The sequence below is a fragment of the Nocardia sp. CY15 genome (genome assembly GCF_009829295.1).
Lineage (GTDB): Bacteria > Actinomycetota > Actinomycetes > Mycobacteriales > Mycobacteriaceae > Nocardia > Nocardia sputi.
On the sequence record NZ_VUOT01000017.1, the window covers coordinates 20512 to 37660 of the forward strand.

Here is a 17149-nt window from a genome sequence, read left to right on the forward strand (position 1 = left end):
GCCCGCACCCCGCGACCCCCATTTTCTTCCTCGCGGGGTGCGGGTAGCCCGGAGACAACCCGATCCGAGGCGAGGCGAGATGAATGGCGAGGTACCCCCACACCCCAGATGATGACGAGGACGAAGCCTGGGTCGACCTACCTCAGGCTCTTCCGGACCTGCGGATCGTCGCCGATACCAGCTCCGGCCATGACGTCGACAAGCCCGACGAGTCGCCCCCTCCTGAGGAGTTCTGGCTCAGCCGGATACGCGCCACTCCTGCCACCCCCGACAGCGGCCGGGTACCCCGATGGCGGGTCGACATCGCCGAACGGCTTCCGCGCAGTGCCTGGGCCGCCCTGGCGGCCACTGTCGCCGTCCTGGCCGGTGTCCTGGTGGTCTCGACCGACGACACCGCCGACACCGGCCAGCAGCTACAGGCCACCGCCGCCCCGCCCAGCCCGACCACCACAGCGCAGGGCCCGTGCACCGGGCTCTCGGGTGAGGTGGTCACCGACCGCGCCGGTGACCCCACAACCCTCACGGGGGTGATCGCCTCCTTCGAAGCCGCGTACTACATCGACCGTGATGCGGCCAAAGCGATGCCGCTGCTCGCCCTCGAGACCGGGATCGTCTTCGACAGCCTCGCCGCGGGCATCGCCACCATCCCGCCCGGCACCCGGCACTGCGTGGCGATCACCCCGATCTCCCCGACGACCGCGAACGTCCATATCGCCGAGATTCGCCCGGACCGTACACGGATCGACTACCTCCAGCTGATCAACACCCGCCCCGCCGAAACCGGGGGCGCGTTGGTGATCTCCAACGTCCAGAAGCAGGGATAGGAACCCATCGATGAGGCCGCAGGCGCCGTACCTGATCGCCGTCGCCGGACTGAGCTCGCGCGCCGGGACAACCACGACCACCGTCGCGCTCGCCCACACCTGGCCCGGCCCCGAAACCGCGCTCATCGTGGAAGCCGACCCCGCAGGCGGCCAGCTCGCCGAAATGGTCGGCGCGGACCCGCATCTCGGCCTGGCAAGCCTCGCCCGCCGAAGCGCCGTCGGCCATCCCATCACCCCTGAGCTGCTGGCCCAGCACGTGCAGCATCTGCCCGGCGGGGAGGCGTTCCTGGCCGCGCCTCCCGAATACGACCCCGCCCATCCTGTCCCGGCCGCTGCGCTGCTGACCGATCCGAACCGGGGCTTGCGCGGGCTCGGCGCGACCGTGTTCGCCGATTGCGGTGTCCCCGAACCGGGCTCGCCCGCGCATCCGGTCATCGCCGCCGCCGACGCCGCCCTGTTCGTGGTGCGCGCCGAGCACATCGATCCCGAGCCCGCCGCCGAGCGGCTCCTGGATCTCACCCGGCGTCGACGCCCCCGGGGCATCGTGGTCATCGGCGGCAGCCGCGCCTACATCGACGCGATCGGGTTCCCGGTCGTGGGAGAGTTGCCCGCCTCCCGCGCCGGTGCCCGTGCCCTGCTGACTGGCCGCCGCACACGCCAGCACCTGATCCCGCCCGCTCGCGGCACCATCATCGACGTGGAGATCCAGCTGCGCCGCTACGAACACTCCGGCCAGTTCGACCCACCTCACGCGGCCCCTGCGGCCCGCCAGGACCGCCGCAGACGCCGCGGCGAGGACGGGCCGAGGATCTACAGCATCGACCCCGCCACCGTGCCCACCCCGCGTCCTCGCCTGCGTGCGCCTGTGGTGGTGGACGCCGGTGAGACCATCGCCGCACCGCCTTCTGAGCCTGTGCTCGCTGTCGAGGCCGAGGACGCCGGCCAGCTCGCGGAGGGCGACCTCACCGCGGCGCCTGAGCCGAGCTCACACCCCGAGACCGCCTCCACCGATACTGCGCCGGTGCCGACACCGGTAGGCGGCGCGCCCGCGCTGACGGTGCGGGTATTCGGGCCCACCCGGATCTTCTGGCACGACCCCGGCTCCGGGGAAAGCGTGGAGATCACCACACAGCTGCAGCCGCGTGCTCGCGAACTCGTGGCCGTGCTCGCCCTGCATCCCGAAGGGCTGCCACGACAGCAGCTCATCGAGCTGTTGTGGGGCCAGCGGCCCGGACATCGGGGCGGCAGCGCGCTGGCGAACACGTTGAGCCGCCTACGCGCCGCGCTCAGCACCGCCACCGGCGGGCAGATCACCGACGTACTCGCCGAAGATCGCACCCAGGTCCGGCTCTCGGGCCACCTCGGCGTCGACTACTGGGACTTCAACACGGCGGTAGCGCAACGCCGCCACGCCCGCAGCGACGCCGAGCAGACCGACGCCGCCCGCCGCATCGCGGCCCTGGTGACGAGCGAGCTGGCCAGCGACCTCACCGACACCTGGGTCCAATCCATTCGTGAATCGGCGCGACGCACCTCGCTGAATGCCTTGAGCTGGCTGGCCACCCGCAACACCGACGACCCTCGCGCGACCCTGGGAATGCTCGAAACCACCGTCGAGAACGACCCGTACAACGAAGCAGTATGGCACGACCTCCTGCGCCTGCACGCCCGCCTCGGCGAAACCGCCGCACTCACCCGCACCTACAGCCTCCTGACTCGGAGACTCGCCGAAATCGGCCAGTCCCCGAGTCAGGAAACCCGACAGCTTCTCGAAACGCTCCGCCGTGCCCAAAAATGAGTCGAATGCGGTCGGATATTACCGCTCGCGTTGATTGTCGATTAGTGTAGAAATCAGTTTTTCCGGCCGTTTACGAAACAATCGTTCGTGCTTTCGTGTCATTCCGCTATTCTTCGATAATTGCTGGAGGGATCGGGTTTCCTGCACCGGGCACTCGTAGCTTTTCTCAAGGATGGAGTCCCTGTCGGCCTGAGTGGCTCGATGAAAAAATTTCCGTGCGATGTTCCATGGTGAGATTCGCTGCATGATTCGGTGCGCGGATTGGAACGACGCACTCCCGCGGCGCGAAACAGCAGGTCATCGGGCAAATATCCGGTCGGATATCGGCGGGGATTGTCTATACACAAAGATGTATAGACATGCTCGGGCGGTTTCTCACGGCCGGTTCGATGCGTCCTCTTGTGTCTGACTACCCGGTCGCCTGCCTCCTCCTATCACCTCGTTCTCCTTTTTCTATTGATCATTATCTATCCATTCTTCCCGGGCTTTACTGGCCGAGGCGTGGCCTGGCTGGCGAGTGCATGTGCGCGCCGCGTTTCCGTATTGCCTAGACGGATTCGCTGTTGTCCGGAAAAATTCCGGAAAATTGAGCCTTTCTCGGGGTTGTGAGGCTGTTCGAGGTCGAGCTAGCGTCGACCACGTTCCCGGAATTCGCCGGGAAATTCGCAGAAATCCGAATGGCGGCCACGCCGCACGTATGCCGAAAACCGGCGCGAATTCGGAACGGAATTGCAGGAGTCGCAATGCCCACCACACCCGCCACCGCCACCGCCACTATCGCTGCACCGGCCGCCGGTCGCCTGCCCAACGGCGAACTCCGCCGCATGGTTGCCGCCGCGCTGGCCGCCGACCCGGCCCGCGAACAGTCCCCGCGTGAGATTGCCAACGGGCTCGGCCGGTCGTCCGGCGCGGTCGGCAACGCGCTGGAATCGCTGACCGCCGCCGGGCACGCCGAACGCACCTCGGCGGCCCCGCGCCGCTACCGCGCCACCGCCACCACGGCCACCGCCGCCCCGACCGCTGCCGCCCCGGCACCGGCCGCGCCTGCCATCCCGGCAGCCCCGGCCGCCAGTAAGGCGGCGAAACCGGCCCGCCGCCGCCCCAAGAAGAACAACACTCCCGCCGCCCCGGCCACTCCTGCCGCCCCGGCGGCACCGGCGCGCACCGGCAACACGGTGGCCCGGCCGAACGGGCAGGACTACCACGTGCGGAAGCTGGCTGGGCGCGCCGATGTCGATGTGTTGCAAACGATGCGCGCGGCCGAGGTGCCGGTGCTGCTGTACGGGCCGCCCGGAACCGGGAAGACCTCGCTCATCGAGGCCGCCTACGGGGACCTGCTGACCGTGCAGGGTGACGGGGACACCACGGTCGCCGATCTGGTGGGCGAGTACACCCAGAACCCGGATGGCACTTTCGTTTTCGTGCACGGCCCGCTGGTCCGGGCCATGCGTGAGGGCCGGGTGCTGTTCATTGATGACGCGACCCTGATCCCGCCGACTGTGCTGTCGGTGGTGTACCCGGCCATGGACGGCCGCCGCGAGATCGTGATCAAAGCCCACGGCGGCGAGGTGGTCAAAGCCGAGCCCGGGTTCTTCGTGGTGGCCGGGCACAACCCGGGGGTGCACGGGGCGATCTTGTCCGATGCGTTGGCGAGCCGGTTCGCGTTCCAGGTGCAGGTGGGCAGCGACTACGACCTCGCCGCCCAGCTCGGGGTGGAGCGGCGGGCGGTGAAGGTGGCGCGGGAGCTGGCCGCCCGGCAGGAAAAGGGCGAGGTCGGGTGGGCACCGCAGCTGCGCGAGCTGCTGGCGTTCCGCAAGATTGCCGCCGCCACCGACTCCGCCACGGCCGCCGCCAATTTGATCGGGGCCGCGCCCGAGGACGACCGGGCCATCGTGGCCGCCGTGGTGCGCAGCGTGTACGGCGCCAACCACGCCCCGCTGGCCCTCGGCCCTCGCATCTGACCACCCACCCCGCCTACGAAAGGTATTGCCCCCCATGACCGGCCACGTGATCACCGCCCCCGCTACCCCGGGCACCGGCACCGCTTCCGCCCCGGCCGCCGGGGCGGGGGCGGCCCCCGCCGCGCCTGCCACCCCCGCCCCGGCGTCGGTGCCGGTGACCGGGGGATGGGCCACCCTTTCCGCTGCGATGACCGCCGAGGTTCCGCCGATCGCCGACCGTGACGATTTGACCGTGAGCATCGCCCCCGGTGCCGCGTTCGGGAACCCGGCGGTGTTCGTGCCGGGGCTCGCGGCCATCGAACTCGACGGTTCCCGCCTCAAGATCGACCCCGCCACCGCCCACCCCGAACGCAACAGCGACCGCAACCGCTACCCGGCGGTGTGGGGCGCGCTGGTGCACGAGTGCGCGCACGCCAAACATTCGGCGTGGAACCCGCCGCCGGTGGCGCACCCGGGGGTGGTCGAGGCCGCCATGCTGCTCGAGGAATCACGGATCGAGGCCGCCCAGGTCCGCCGCCGCCCCGACGACCGGCACTGGTTGCGCGCCAGCACCACCGAGATCGTGATCGGGGACAACGGCGGCGCGATCGCCGCCGCCCAGATCCCCCCAACCCGCTACAACGCCGCCCGCAACGCCGCGCTCATCCTGGCCCGCCTCGACGGCGGCATCCTGGAGGCCGCCGAGGTCGCGCCCGCCGCCACCGCGATCGAGGCCATCCTCGGCACCGACACCCTCGACCAGTTGCGCGCCATCTGGCGCGAGGCCCACACCGTGGCCGACACCGACGCCGCCGCCATGCTCGAGCTCGGGCAACGCTGGCTCGATATCGTCGGCCCCGACCCCCACACCGACCCCGTGCCGTCCTCGCCGCTGGGGGCCGCGATCGGCGACACCGTGACCAACATCGGCAACGCGGTCGCCGCCTCGCCGGTGGACCCCGACCCCGCCGAGATCGCCTCCGCCGCCCGGGAGGCTGCCGAACGCGCCGCGAAAGACGCTGCCTTGCAAGCACGAAAGGTGTTCGGTGACGGGTCGAGCCGGGGCCGGACGGCAAGCACGCGACGCACACGCACCGCCCGCCCAGAGGAGCACACCGCCGCGCGGGTGCTGGCCCGCGCCCTCAACACCGCCGCCACCCGCGAACGGACCACCGTGAAAACGACCTCCGCACTGCCGCCGGGCCGGTTGCGGATGCGCGGCGCGCTGGCCCGGGAGGCCCAACGCGCCGCCGGGGCGATTCCGACCGCCGAACCGTTCACCCGCACCACCCGCAAAACGCCTCCGGTGCCGCCGTTGCGAGTCGGTGTCGCGTGTGACGTGTCCTCCTCGATGGGCAACTACGCCGCCCCGGCGGCCTCGGCCGCGTGGATAATCGCCCGCGCGGCCGAGCTGGCCACCATGCCCGCCCAGACCGCGACCGTGACGTTCGGGGCCTCGGTCAAACCGATCACCTACCCGGGCACCGCCCCGGTGAGGGTGACCGAATTCAGTTGCCCGGACTACCTCCACGCCATCGATACCGCTGTCGAGGCCCTCGACGGTGCCCTCGACCTGGCCCGGCCCGGCGCGACCCGGCTGTTGGTGATCATCTCCGACGGCCAATACAAAGGCCGCAACCGTAACCGTGCCCAGGCCCGCGTGAACGCGCTGCGCGCGGCCGGATGCGCGGTGCTGTGGCTGGCACCGGCCGACAGCGAGCCGGAGCCGCTGGACGGAGTGACCCTGCACTTGGTTACCGACCCGGCCGCCACCGCCGCCGCCATCGGCCGCGCCGCCACCGCCGCCGTACGCGCCGCCTAGACCCCGGGTGCCCCGGGCGCGCACCGCGCCCGGGGCACCTGGACAGGGCCGTCACCGCCACCGGCGCGGCCCGACCATCACCACCAACCCCACCCCGCCCCGACCGGGGCGGCAACGATCAGGAGGCGAACCATGCCCGACCCCGCGATCCCCACCACCGCCGCCCTCGAGCCGATCTACGTGATCGCCAACGCCATCACCGGCGATCAATTCATCATCTACGCCCCCGGCCCCCACGACGAGCGCGGCATGTACACCGTGGCGCACGTGACCGGCGGTACGGGCGGCTATGCCGCCCCGCGTATTCACCTCGTGCACCCCGACGACATCGCCGCCTACGCCACCGGTGCCGTCGACCTGGTGCGCCGGAGCGGGCGCGGGCACGGGGCGAGTGTGTGGCTCGACCGCACCACCGGCCCCCTGCGCGAGCGCCTCACCCGATGAGCCCGCTAGCGACACAACCGACCCCAACTCAGCCCACGAACAGGAAACCCTCATGCGCCTGATGAAGAACACCCAAGGTCACGACGAGGACGGCGTCATCCAAACCTGGAGCCAAACTCAGTGGCAACGCGGTAGCGGGCGCGACCCGCAACCGGCCGCGTGCTCCGGAGTGTGTCCTCGTCCGCTGCGGCACTGCGGCGAGGTCGCCGGCGTGAGTCACCTGGTCTCGCGCAAATGAATAGTGGCGGGTCGAATTCCTCTCGTGCCGTTCGCATTCCAGAAATGGAAGAGAGGAATCCGGGGCCGGAACTATTTTCCACATTGCGCTTGACATCACACGCCCTATCGAGCGGTCATGGAACCGGAAACGGCACCGACCCCCTGGGGAATCGCCCCGATCGGTGCGGATTCCGTCCCGACCGGGACATCACCGAATTCACCGAAACCCATTGTTTGGAAGGAACCCCCATGTCCAAAAAGAAGAACGCCTCCAGCGCCCCTACGAAAACGGCCGCGCCTGCCCCGGAACGTGGTTCGCGGTCGGGTGTGGTGCCGGTGTTGCGCCGCGACAGCGACAGCGCGTTGTGGGCGGCGCTGCGGGCCCATCCCGGCAGCACCACCGCCGCGCTGGCAGACATCGCCGGGATCGGACTGTCCACCGCGCGGCGGTTGCTGTCGCAGTGGGAAACCGCCGGGTGTGCACAGTCGCACGCCGACCCCGATTCGCCTCGGGCCGCCAAGACCTGGGCCCAGGGCGCGGGCGCACCCGCTGCCATCGAACCGGACCCGGCCCCCGCCGCGCCCGCCGACCCGGGCCCCGCCGAACTCGCCACGCCGGAACCGGTTTCGCCCGAGACACTCACATCGGCCGAACCGGACCCCGACACCGCCGGGCCCGCAACCGAACCCGCCACCGTGTCGGCGGCGGAGGTGCCCGCGCTGCACAATGCCGAAGCACGCGCGCTGTGGGAGGCCCTGGAAACCCATCCCGGCAGCACCACCGCCGAGCTGGCGGAAATGGCAGCCATCGGGACCATCCCCGCGCGGCATCTGCTGACGGAATGGGAACTCGCCGGGGCAGTGTGGGCGGTCACCGATCCGGGCAAGCCCGGGGCCGGGAAGAACTGGACCGCCGGAGCGAAACCCGAACAGGCCCCGGCCGCGCCCGAGCCCGCCGTACCCGAACCGGCGGCCACCGCACCGGCCGACCCGGCGACCCCGGAATCCATCGCGGCCGAACCCACCGCGCCCGAACCGGCCACCCCCGCCGAGCAGGCGGCCCCGACCGACCCCGCCCCCGACACCACCCCAGAGACGGCGGTAGCTGCCCCCACAGGCGACGATCCCGCCACCCCGGCCCCGGTACCCCCGGCGGCGGCCGACGACGGCGCTGCGGCGGACCCGGAGTCGACGGTGGAACGCCTGCCCGCTGGTGCGCTGCGGGGACAGGTCGAGGACCACTTGCGCGAAAACCCCGGAAAGGAGTTCACCCCACACCAGATCGGCAAAGCCCTGGCCCGGTCCAGCGGCGCGGTCCACAACGCCCTGGTCACCCTGACCAAGCACGGGACCGCGCGCCAGACCAGCACGGCCCCAAAGAAGTTCACCCTCGCGTCCTGACAACGGGCGATGCCGGAATCCCCGGAGATCGTAGCTCCGGGGAGTCCGACACCGCCCTCTCAATCTAACCTCTGAGAAAGGTGCTCGACTATGTACTCCACCCCAACCCCCAAGGTCCTCGCCTCGGCCCTGTACCGGGTGTACGCCGATTCCAGCCACGCTCCCGACAGCCTGGAGCTGTGGATCGCCATCGCGGACACGGCCGTGCGTGAGCTGCAAATGCCCGTGCTGGCCTCGCTGGTGCCGTGGGTACCGATCGCGTTGCGCTACGAGAAGGTGACGACCGACGGCGAGTTCTTCCCGCACACCGGTGCGGTGCGGATCATGACCGGCCCGTTGACCGGCACCCTGTACCGCGACCTCGATACCGCCGCCCGCGAGGTGGTCGTGGCCACCCTGAACGAGCTGATCGACCAGGGCACCACCAGCGACGGCGACGGCGGCGACAGCGGCGGCGGTGGGCAGATCGACGCCGCGCCCACGCCGTTGCCGTCGTGGCGGTTCCGCGCCAAGGGTGCCCCGCCCGCGTTCACGCCGCGCGCAGTGCCGCCGATCATTTCCTGACCGCCTACCCGCTGAAACGGCCCGTGGTGCCGAGCAATCGCTCGGCACCACGGGCCGTTTTTCTGTGCGCCGTGCCGGACGGCGCGGGCTACTTGCTGCGGTCGATGGCCTGGGTGATCCAGTCGGTCAGCACGGGGGCGGCGGTGTTGTAGCCGGTGGCGTCGAACGTGGCCGTGTGGCCATCCTGGGCGGCCGGAACGGCGGTGCCCGTGCCGGTGGCGCTGCCCGCTGTGCCCGTTCCGGCCGTCGTGGCGGTGTAGGTGTTGGTCAGGGTGGGGAACTGCTGGCCGGTGAACGCTGCGGCGGTGGCCGAGACGAGATCGGCGGCGACCGGTGCCAGCCCGGTCAGCGCCAACACCGCCGCCACCGGGTCACCACCGGCGAGGGATTCCACGGCGGTCCAGGCGATCTCCTGAGCGCGGCCGACATCGGTGGCGATGCGGGAAATGTCGAGTCCGGCCAGGACACCGACGATTTCAGCGGCGATCGTCGCGACCCCGGTCGTGTCCAGCGGCGCGGCCAACGCCAGCGCACGCGCCACCAGCCGCAGGTCGAGTCCATCGGCCAGCTCGACCAGCGGGGCGAACTGGTTGTTCAGGTCCCCCGAGACGCGGTGCACGCCGCGCACGTCGGCGGCGGTGATCAGGCCGGGCAGCTGTGCGAGGTCGGCCACGATCGCGGGCACATTCGCGGTGAAGCTGGTGAGCCCGTTGAGGACGGTGACGACCTGGGCGAGGACCTGGGATGCACTGATCTGCCCGGTCGAGGCCGACCCGAAGCTGGTGATCGGTGTGCTTGTCGTGGTGGCGCGGGCTTTCGCTGTGGTAGTGGGCAAGGCGGTGCTGGTCGGGGCCGGGGTGGAGGTGGCCGAGGCGGCGGTGGTGAGGGCGCGGCTCACCGCGGCGAGGATCGGAGACGACTCGGCGGTGGTCGAGCAGTAGCTGTCGCCCTCGAGGCAGAGCGTGCGGACCCGGTCGCTCAGCACGCCGAAGCCCTGCGAGCGTGGCCCGGTGACACCCTGCCCGGAGACCGGGGTGCCGAGCTGAGTGGTGGTGGCGTCGCGGCGCGGATCGGCGACGAGTGCCACGGCCAGGACACGGGAGGCTGGGATCGGGCCTCCCTTATTGCCGAGGGTGGTGGCGAGGTCGCCGGTGACCTCGGCGCCTTGGCCGTAGCCGGCCAAAACGACTCGCGTGTCCGAGCACAGCCCCGACACCGCCGCGGTGAGGTCGGCTCCGCTCACCGATCCCGTACCAGGGGAGGGCGCGAGCGTGCGGATCTCGATGTCGCTGCCGTAGCGGGCGGTCAAGGACTCCCCGAGCAGGGTGAGGATGCCGGGTGCCGACCCTCCGGTGGTGGTGGGGTTTGTCTCGTAGGTGCCCGGTGCCAGCTGTGCGGTCCAGCGTGGGCACGGGGTACCGGCGCGGTCGGGTGTGGGTTCTGCGGCGGCGACACCGGCCGTCACGGTGGTCGCGGCGATAGCCGCGCACAGCGCCGCGCGGGCGGTGCGGCGGAGGCGGGAGTTGTTGTGGTGCATCGGGTTTCTCCATTCCTGCGAGGGGGATGGTCAGGAGGCGGCGCGGGAGCCATCGTCGTGGGTGGGTGTGGGTCTCCTAGCGGCGTAGAAGTCGTCGCTTTTCCACCGGTAGGGCGAGACTTGGACGCGTTCGTTGAAGGTGGGTGCGTGCACCATCTGGCCTGCGCCGAGGTAGATCCCGACGTGGTGGACGTCGGCGGCGGTGCCGTAGAAGACGAGGTCGCCGGGGGCGAGCTGGTCTTCGGATACCGGCGTGCCGGTGTGGACCTGGTCGTAGGTAGTGCGCGGGATCGAGATCCCGGCGGCGCGGTAGGCGGCCTGGGTCAGTCCCGAGCAGTCCCAGCCGCCATTCACGTCAGGCCCGTTGCCGCCCCACACGTAGGGCAAGCCGAGCTGGGCACAAGCGAACGAGACCACCTGTGCAGCAGCAGGGTTCGGCGGCGAGGCGGTCTGGCAGTCGCCGCCTGAGGTGTCGGTGGCGCGGTAGCGGGCGGCCTGGTCGAGGACCTGGTCGACGTACCAGTCGGCGTGGTTGTAAGCCCAGATCGCGGCGCGCAGGTCATCGGGTGCGCCGGAGTCGCACAGGTAGAACGCGGCGGCATGGATGGCGTCGGAGGGGTTGTAGCGCGAGGGCGGGCTCGCGCCACCGGCGGGCAGGGGATGCCTCGAGACGACGGAGTCGAAGGTGGGAGCGAGGAACTGCATCGGCCCACCGGCTCCGGAGGCGTTCTCGCCCGAGGACACTCCCGGCAGGGTGGAGCGGCCGTGGTCGGTCTCGACCTTGCCGACCGCGGCGAGCACGCTCCAGTCCAGGCCGGGGCAGTCCCCGGCAGCGGCCTGGTAGAGCACGAGCATCTCGGCCGGGATGTCCTGCACCGCTTCGGTGCTCGGGGTCGAGCCGGTGCCGGTCGAGGCTCCCGGGGCGGGTGGGGTGAGCGCGTGGTCGAACACCACGACGGCGCTGACCACGGTCGCGATGACGACCGTGAGGAACACGAACGCGCCGAATCCTGCCCCGAGTGCCTTGACCAGCATCGCTAGCTCACCAGGACTCGTAGGTCGGTGGTTGTGGGGGTGGTGGGGACAGGGTGACGATGCCGCCCTGCGGTGCCCAGGTCGGTTCGGGTTCGATGTCGGCGTCGGGTGGGGTGCGCCGAGGCCACGTGGTGGCGAGGTGGTGCAGGTGTCGCCTGCGAGAGGCGTTGGCGGCGTAGGCGTCCAGGGGCAGCCAGACCTGGTCGGCGGGACTGGCCTCATGGGTGGGGGTGAGGAGTTCGGCGGCGGCCGTTGCCACGGGCACGGCCTCGGGATCGGGCAGCCGTTCCCAGGTTCGGTGCAGCGCCGCGCGGGCTTTGGTCTCGCGGGCGATACTTGGCACCCAGAGCAGTACGGGTGCGATGACGCCGGTGGTGCGGGCCAGCTCGGCGTAGCCGGTGAGTTTGGCCGCGACCCGCGACAGCGCCGTGGTGGTTTCGAGGTCGTACTCGAGGTAGAAGTCGAGCACGGTGTCGGTGTGGGTGTAGCGGCCGAAGGCGTCGGGGCGGGCGAGGTCTCCCCACAGGCGCTCGCAGCGGGTCTGTGACCACCACGCCTCAAGCTGGCCGGGTTCGCCGCGCTGGTCGAGGGCGGGGTGGGCGATCAGGGCGGTGAACCATTCGGCGACGCCGAGGGTGTGGGTCAGGTGCATGCTGTGGCCGATGGCCAGAGCGCGCTGGTGCTGGTAGCCCAGCTCGCGCACCGTGATTCCGGCTTCGGCGGCGAGGACGCCGGCCCCGGCTGGTGCGAGTACCCAGTGCATCGGCGCGCTGCCCTGGGTCCGCCACGGCCGGAAACGGTCCACGACGCCGTAGCGGTGCAGCAGGTTCAGCCGCCGCAGCGCGATGGGCTGGGTGGGGAAGGCCAGGCTGGTGAGCTGGTTGGTGGTCAGGACGCGGTGTTCGTGCAGCATGCGCAGGATCCAGCGGTCGCGCTCGGTCAGGCGCGAGACGAGTGCGGTGCTGCCGAGCGGTCGGGGGCGGGGCCGGTTGTCGGGGCGGGGTCGGCGGTTGTCTGCCTGCTGGGCAGGGCGGGAGAGCATCGGTGGCACAACCTTTCTCAGGACGAACGGGCGGAGGCGGTTGGCGGGGATGAGCTGTCGGTGCTCGGGTCACTCGTCGCGGTCGGGGCGGGAGCCGGTGAGGCGGGTGCGGGCGGCGGCGGCGATCTCACGGGCGCGCCCGGGGATCGGTGGGTCCAGGGGGCGGGTGGTGAGGGTGAAAGGTCGGGCGTTGCGGCCGTCGACCAGCAGGCGCGCGGCAGCGTGGAAGGCGTCGAGGTGAGACAGGTCGTGCTCGGACAGCCACGGGTCGGTGTGGCGGGCCAGATCGCGCGCGTCGTCGGGCGACACGGCGAAGATCACCTTGTTGCGCGCGTTGGCCGAGATGCCGTCGCGCAGTTCGCGCGAGAGCTGGCCCAAGTTCTGATGCGCCAGTAGCAAGGAGAGCCGGAGTCCGCGGGCTTCGGCGAGCATGTCCTCGATCGGGGTGGACAGGTTCAAGAAGTTCTGCGCCTCGTCGAGCACGAGCGCGGCGTCAGGTCGGTCGGCGGCGGGCACCCGGGCTCTCGCGGTCACCGCCTGCCACGTCCGCGCGACCAGCAGTGACCCGACCAGACGGGAGGTCTCCTCTCCGAGTGAGCCTTTCGGCAATCTGGCCAGGCAGATGCCGCCGTGGTCGAGGATGTAGCCGAAGTCCACGGTCGAAGGGCCACCGGCGATGGCCGCGCGCACGAACGGGCGCAGCAGGAACGCCCTCAGCTTGTTCAGCAGAGGGCCGGTGAGCTGGGCGCGGCCGGTATCGGAGAGCTGCTCGTAGGAGTCCCAGAACCCGCGCAGGACGGGATCGGCGGTGGTGCGGGTGACCCGAGAGCGGAACGCACCCTCGGTGAGCAGGCGGGGCAGGTCGGCCAGGGTCGCGGTCCCGGGCTGCGCGCACAAAGTGAGCAGGCTCGCGCGCATGATGTCGTCGGTGCGCGGCCCCCACCACTGATGAAAGATCCGGCGGAAAACCGTGGTCAGGTTATCGACCGCGAGATCCATCACCGCGCGCCCGATCCGGCCGATGTCCAGCGGATTCACACACGGCGGAGCACCGGATGCGTCGGCGTCGAAGAGCGTGACCCGCTCACCCATGCGAGACGGCAGCCTCGACAAGACATCGGTGACGAGGTCGCCTTTCGGGTCGATCACGATCACCCCGCGCCCCGCCTCGGCGTCATCGAGGATCGTGCGCGCCAACAGCGTGGATTTGCCGACACCGGTAGGACCGAGGATGTGCAGGTGATGACGGGCGTCGCTGACTTTGACCGCGACCGGGCGGCGAGTGCCGGTGTCGGCCATCCCCAACGGCTTCGTGAACTCCCCACCGACGGGGATCTCCGGGGCCGGGGACAGCGCGCGAGCCCCGGCGCGCTGCAGGCCCGGTAGCCCATCGTCGGTGGGCAGATGCGCGATCGTGGCCAGCTCGGGCACCGACAACACATCCCCACGCCCGAGACGCCGCTCCCGGATCAACCGCTCGAGGCGGAAAAGCCGACGGCGACGCCGGTAGAAGTTGTGATCGGTGCACGCCCCGAACGTTGTGGCGAGAGCGTCGGCTCGCCCCCGCGCCACCGCCCGCGCTTCGGCTGTCGAGTCGATCTCGGAGGGGTCGGTGGAGACCGGGATCGAGGCGGCATAGCGGACGACCGTCTCCCAATGCGCCCCTCGCGCTTTGGCCGCTGCCGCTCGGGCGGCGGCGCTGTATTCGAGCGAGGTCTGCCGGTCGGTGGCCCGCGCGCTTCCCACCCCGGTGGCAGTGCGGGAGGCGCGGGGGCTGCTCGAGCCGGGCGTGAGGAGGTCGAGGGCCTCGCGCAGCAGTCCCGCCGCGGCACCGGTCCGGCTGCTGGTGCTCGCCGCGGAGCGGGTGGCGCGGGCGACGCGGCGGCCGGTGACCGGGCGGGCGAGGATCTGCACGCACACGGCGTGGCCGGGGGCGAGGTCGTCGGCGGCGGTGATCAGGTTGCGCACCAGATCACCGGAGTGATCGGTACTCAACGGGAGTCCCTCGTGGCGCCCGAGGCGTAGCTCGCCTCCGGCCACGACCCGCCGGATCTTTTTGACCGGGTTCGGCAGTGGAGGCCGGGCGGGTTCGGCAGTGTCGGTATGCGCGCCGGGCCACGCCGAGGCGACAGCCCGCTCGATCAACCCGGGTGGAATCGCGCCCGGCACCCACAGCCGGATCGCCGCCCCTTCCTCAGGGGTGACGGTGTACTCGAACCCCAGATGAGGCTGCCCCAGCAGCGTCCTCGCCCACACTGGGCGCAGCTGGCCGATCAGGTGTGCCCAGAAGGTGAGTGCGCCTTTGGCGTCGACCGAGGGCGGGGTGAGCACGGTGATCTGGCGGGCACACGCACTCAGCCGGCCTAGCCGCCACCGAACCGCGAGCCGTACCGCGGCGAGCACCGCGACACCGGCTGCGACCACGAACAGGGCATCGGCGGACACGAGGGCGTGTTCGAGTGTCTGGCGGAGGTCGGCCACGGCCCGGCCGGGCGCGAGAAGCGCCCGGCCCAGCCATCCCTGCTCGGGATTCACGCGGCCACCGATCCCGGGCCGGTGATCTCGGCGTTCGGCAAAGTTGCCGTGCTGCCGAACGGGAAACGGCCCGCGCGGCGGCGTTCGGTTGCCTCCTCGGCTTCGGGCTTGCGGAGGATGATGACGTCCTCGTGGGCGATGAGGTGCATCGGCAGCCCGGCGGCGCGCTGCTTGACGATGAAGTCGCGCTGGAAGAACGAGCTGCGGGCGATGAGCTGGCCCTCGGTGAGGCGGCCCAGCAGCGCCACGCACCGCTCCACCGGCACCAGCCCGGCCAGCTCGCCGCAGGTGTAGAGGTGGGCGGGCAGCGGCACGAGTTCGGCGTGCTGCCGCCACGGCCGCGCGGTGATCACCACATACCCGCCCGGAGCGAGGTATTCGGCGGCCCCGGCCAGGATCTTGGTGAACCCGCTCAACAGTCTGCCGAGCCCGACGTTGGCGAGATTGCCTCGGTCGAGGATCTGGCCGTAGCGGTGGTTCTTCTTCAGCACCGGCTCTTTGCGGTTGGCGCGCACGTGCCCGTGCAAGCTGTCGCCGTAGGGCGGGGAAGTGATGACCAGCTTCGCCTGGGCGCGCAGCTCTGCCGGGATCAGCTCGCCGAGCTTGCGGGCGTCGCCGTGGTAGACCTCTGCGGCGAGATCGATCCCGGCGTCGCGGGCGAGCTCGATGTTGGTGCGCGCCAGCTCTGCCCACCGGCCCTCGTACTCCACCCCGACCGCGCGGCGACCCAGATGCAGGGACTCGACGAGGGTGGTGCCGATCCCGCACATCGGGTCCAGCACGAGGTCCCCAGGCTGGGTGTAGGTGTTCACGGCGTGGGCGACGATGGCGGGGAACATCTTCGCGGGATGGGCGGTGCTGTCGGGGTGATAGCGCCCCCGGCGCTGCGCGGTGGGCGCGGTCTGGGCCGTGGCCCATACCGACACCGGTGCGACGGCCGGGCCGGTGGGTGCGGGGGTGCCGTAGTCCACGTCGGCGGTGGCGGTGGCGGTGGCGGTCGGTTCGAGAGTCATCGGGGCGTCCTTCGCGTGAGAGTTCCGGTGGGGCAGAGGGCGTGTGGGCTCAGCCATGGGCGGGCTGGAGGAAGACGAAGACGTCGGTGTGCGCGATGGCGTGGCGCGCGTTGCCCGAGGGAGCCGGGGCGGGAGTCGCGGTGACGATCTGCCCGGAGATGGGGGCGGCGATGATGTGCTGGAGGTAGAGCAGATCGGCGGCCTGCGCAGCAGCCACCACCGAACCGGCCGGGTCGGACAGGATCCCGGAGTTGCTGTGTCGGCAGCGGGAGAAAACGACCAGCAACCCGCCCATCGCGAGGACTTCGGTCGCGAGCGCGGTGATGTGCTCGGCGGCGGCGATCGGGTCGAGGTGATCGGCGAGCAGACTCGCGACGACCAGATCCACCGGCTCACCGCGCCAGGTTCGGTCGGTGGGGGCGTCGAGTCCGTGGCGGCCCAGATCACCGATCGTGGACAGTGCGGCGACGGTGTCGGTCTCGATGATCCGCAATGCCCCTCGGGTGACGGGGGCGGGCCAACCGAGCAGCATTACTCGCGAACCGGGCGCGGAGAATTCGGTGATCGTGTGAACCAGCGCCCGGTCGGGCCAGCGGTCGGTGGGATCGAGCGGTTCGGGTCCGAGCGCCCACAAGGTCGAGGGGATCGCCACGGCGGCGGTGGAGCGTGGACGGCGGGAGCTGGCAGGCATTGCGGCCTCCTGAGCGAGAGAGCGGTGTGTACTCGCTTACTTCCGCCGAAAAGCCGAAATCGGGACACGGCTACCCGATATTTTTCTGAGAATTTCCTGAGGTCGAAAATTGGCCTCGGGAAGGCGGTCCGTTCCCTGGGGGTTCTGAATTTTTTTTGAAGAATTTTTGTGCCGGGTTGCCGACGGGAGGAAGGTGCAGTACCCGGACCCTATCTGAAACATATCCGGTTCATATCCCGACTCTATCTGCAGCTTCAAAAGTCCAGGTAGATGCTCCTATCCGC

At 70.7% G+C, this 17149-nt stretch carries 13 protein-coding genes; 7 read left to right on the plus strand and 6 right to left on the minus strand.

Annotated features, from left to right (window positions below):
- Positions 1–83: 83 nt before the first annotated feature.
- The 7 genes from GVY39_RS19675 (at position 84) to GVY39_RS19705 (ending at position 9012) form a co-directional block, all read left to right on the plus strand.
- Positions 84–824: a hypothetical protein gene (locus GVY39_RS19675; protein ID WP_159926621.1), complete on the plus strand. Its 741-nt coding sequence runs from the start codon at positions 84–86 to the stop codon at positions 822–824.
- A gap of 10 nt (positions 825–834) precedes the next feature.
- Positions 835–2622, plus strand: a complete 1788-nt coding sequence (locus GVY39_RS19680) for a BTAD domain-containing putative transcriptional regulator (RefSeq protein ID WP_159926623.1) — start codon at positions 835–837, stop codon at positions 2620–2622.
- A gap of 743 nt (positions 2623–3365) precedes the next feature.
- The gene (locus tag GVY39_RS19685) at positions 3366–4583 is read left to right on the plus strand and encodes an AAA family ATPase (protein WP_159926625.1); all 1218 of its coding nucleotides are present in this window, start codon (positions 3366–3368) and stop codon (positions 4581–4583) included.
- 34 nt (positions 4584–4617) lie between these two features.
- Positions 4618–6384, plus strand: coding sequence for a VWA domain-containing protein (locus GVY39_RS19690; protein ID WP_236565547.1), 1767 nt, complete (start codon positions 4618–4620; stop codon positions 6382–6384).
- Positions 6385–6516: 132 nt separating this feature from the next.
- A complete protein-coding gene (locus tag GVY39_RS19695; RefSeq protein WP_159926627.1) occupies positions 6517–6828 on the plus strand; it encodes a hypothetical protein in 312 nt (103 codons plus the stop codon).
- Between the two features lie 468 nt (positions 6829–7296).
- Positions 7297–8448 (plus strand): hypothetical protein, encoded by a 1152-nt coding sequence (locus GVY39_RS19700; protein WP_159926629.1) that lies wholly within the window; start codon positions 7297–7299, stop codon positions 8446–8448.
- Between the two features lie 90 nt (positions 8449–8538).
- A complete protein-coding gene (locus GVY39_RS19705) occupies positions 8539–9012 on the plus strand; it encodes a hypothetical protein (RefSeq protein WP_159926631.1) in 474 nt (157 codons plus the stop codon).
- 88 nt (positions 9013–9100) lie between these two features.
- Here the strand turns inward: GVY39_RS19705 and GVY39_RS19710 are convergent, their stop codons facing one another.
- From GVY39_RS19710 to GVY39_RS19735, 6 genes are all read right to left on the minus strand, one after another.
- Positions 9101–10549, minus strand: coding sequence for a cutinase family protein (locus tag GVY39_RS19710; protein WP_159926633.1), 1449 nt, complete (start codon positions 10547–10549; stop codon positions 9101–9103).
- Positions 10550–10579: 30 nt separating this feature from the next.
- Entirely contained in the window at positions 10580–11584 is a 1005-nt protein-coding gene (locus GVY39_RS19715; RefSeq protein WP_159926635.1) for a bifunctional lytic transglycosylase/C40 family peptidase, read from the minus strand.
- Positions 11585–11591: 7 nt separating this feature from the next.
- Positions 11592–12626 carry a replication-relaxation family protein gene (locus GVY39_RS19720; RefSeq protein WP_159926637.1) on the minus strand — a complete coding sequence of 345 codons (1035 nt, stop codon included), beginning with the start codon at positions 12624–12626 and terminating at the stop codon, positions 11592–11594.
- Positions 12627–12695: 69 nt separating this feature from the next.
- Positions 12696–15161, minus strand: a complete 2466-nt coding sequence (locus GVY39_RS19725) for a type IV secretory system conjugative DNA transfer family protein (RefSeq protein ID WP_159926650.1) — start codon at positions 15159–15161, stop codon at positions 12696–12698.
- Positions 15158–16174: a TRM11 family methyltransferase gene (locus tag GVY39_RS19730; RefSeq protein WP_159926652.1), complete on the minus strand. Its 1017-nt coding sequence runs from the start codon at positions 16172–16174 to the stop codon at positions 15158–15160. Before GVY39_RS19730 ends, GVY39_RS19725 begins: the two co-directional genes overlap by 4 nt.
- 49 nt (positions 16175–16223) lie before the next feature.
- Positions 16224–16865 (minus strand): hypothetical protein, encoded by a 642-nt coding sequence (locus tag GVY39_RS19735; protein ID WP_159926654.1) that lies wholly within the window; start codon positions 16863–16865, stop codon positions 16224–16226.
- Between the last annotated feature and the right edge of the window lie 284 nt (positions 16866–17149).

Bases quoted from the DNA above. Each gene is read 5' to 3' on its own strand.
- GVY39_RS19675 (WP_159926621.1), top strand. From the start codon at position 84: ATGGCGAGGTACCCCCACACCCCAGATGATGACGAGGACGAAGCCTGG.
- GVY39_RS19680 (WP_159926623.1), top strand. From the start codon at position 835: ATGAGGCCGCAGGCGCCGTACCTGATCGCCGTCGCCGGACTGAGCTCG.
- GVY39_RS19685 (WP_159926625.1), top strand. From the start codon at position 3,366: ATGCCCACCACACCCGCCACCGCCACCGCCACTATCGCTGCACCGGCC.
- GVY39_RS19690 (WP_236565547.1), top strand. From the start codon at position 4,618: ATGACCGGCCACGTGATCACCGCCCCCGCTACCCCGGGCACCGGCACC.
- GVY39_RS19695 (WP_159926627.1), top strand. From the start codon at position 6,517: ATGCCCGACCCCGCGATCCCCACCACCGCCGCCCTCGAGCCGATCTAC.
- GVY39_RS19700 (WP_159926629.1), top strand. From the start codon at position 7,297: ATGTCCAAAAAGAAGAACGCCTCCAGCGCCCCTACGAAAACGGCCGCG.
- GVY39_RS19705 (WP_159926631.1), top strand. From the start codon at position 8,539: ATGTACTCCACCCCAACCCCCAAGGTCCTCGCCTCGGCCCTGTACCGG.
- GVY39_RS19710 (WP_159926633.1), bottom strand. From the start codon at position 10,549: ATGCACCACAACAACTCCCGCCTCCGCCGCACCGCCCGCGCGGCGCTG.
- GVY39_RS19715 (WP_159926635.1), bottom strand. From the start codon at position 11,584: ATGCTGGTCAAGGCACTCGGGGCAGGATTCGGCGCGTTCGTGTTCCTC.
- GVY39_RS19720 (WP_159926637.1), bottom strand. From the start codon at position 12,626: ATGCTCTCCCGCCCTGCCCAGCAGGCAGACAACCGCCGACCCCGCCCC.
- GVY39_RS19730 (WP_159926652.1), bottom strand. From the start codon at position 16,174: ATGACTCTCGAACCGACCGCCACCGCCACCGCCACCGCCGACGTGGAC.
- GVY39_RS19735 (WP_159926654.1), bottom strand. From the start codon at position 16,865: ATGCCTGCCAGCTCCCGCCGTCCACGCTCCACCGCCGCCGTGGCGATC.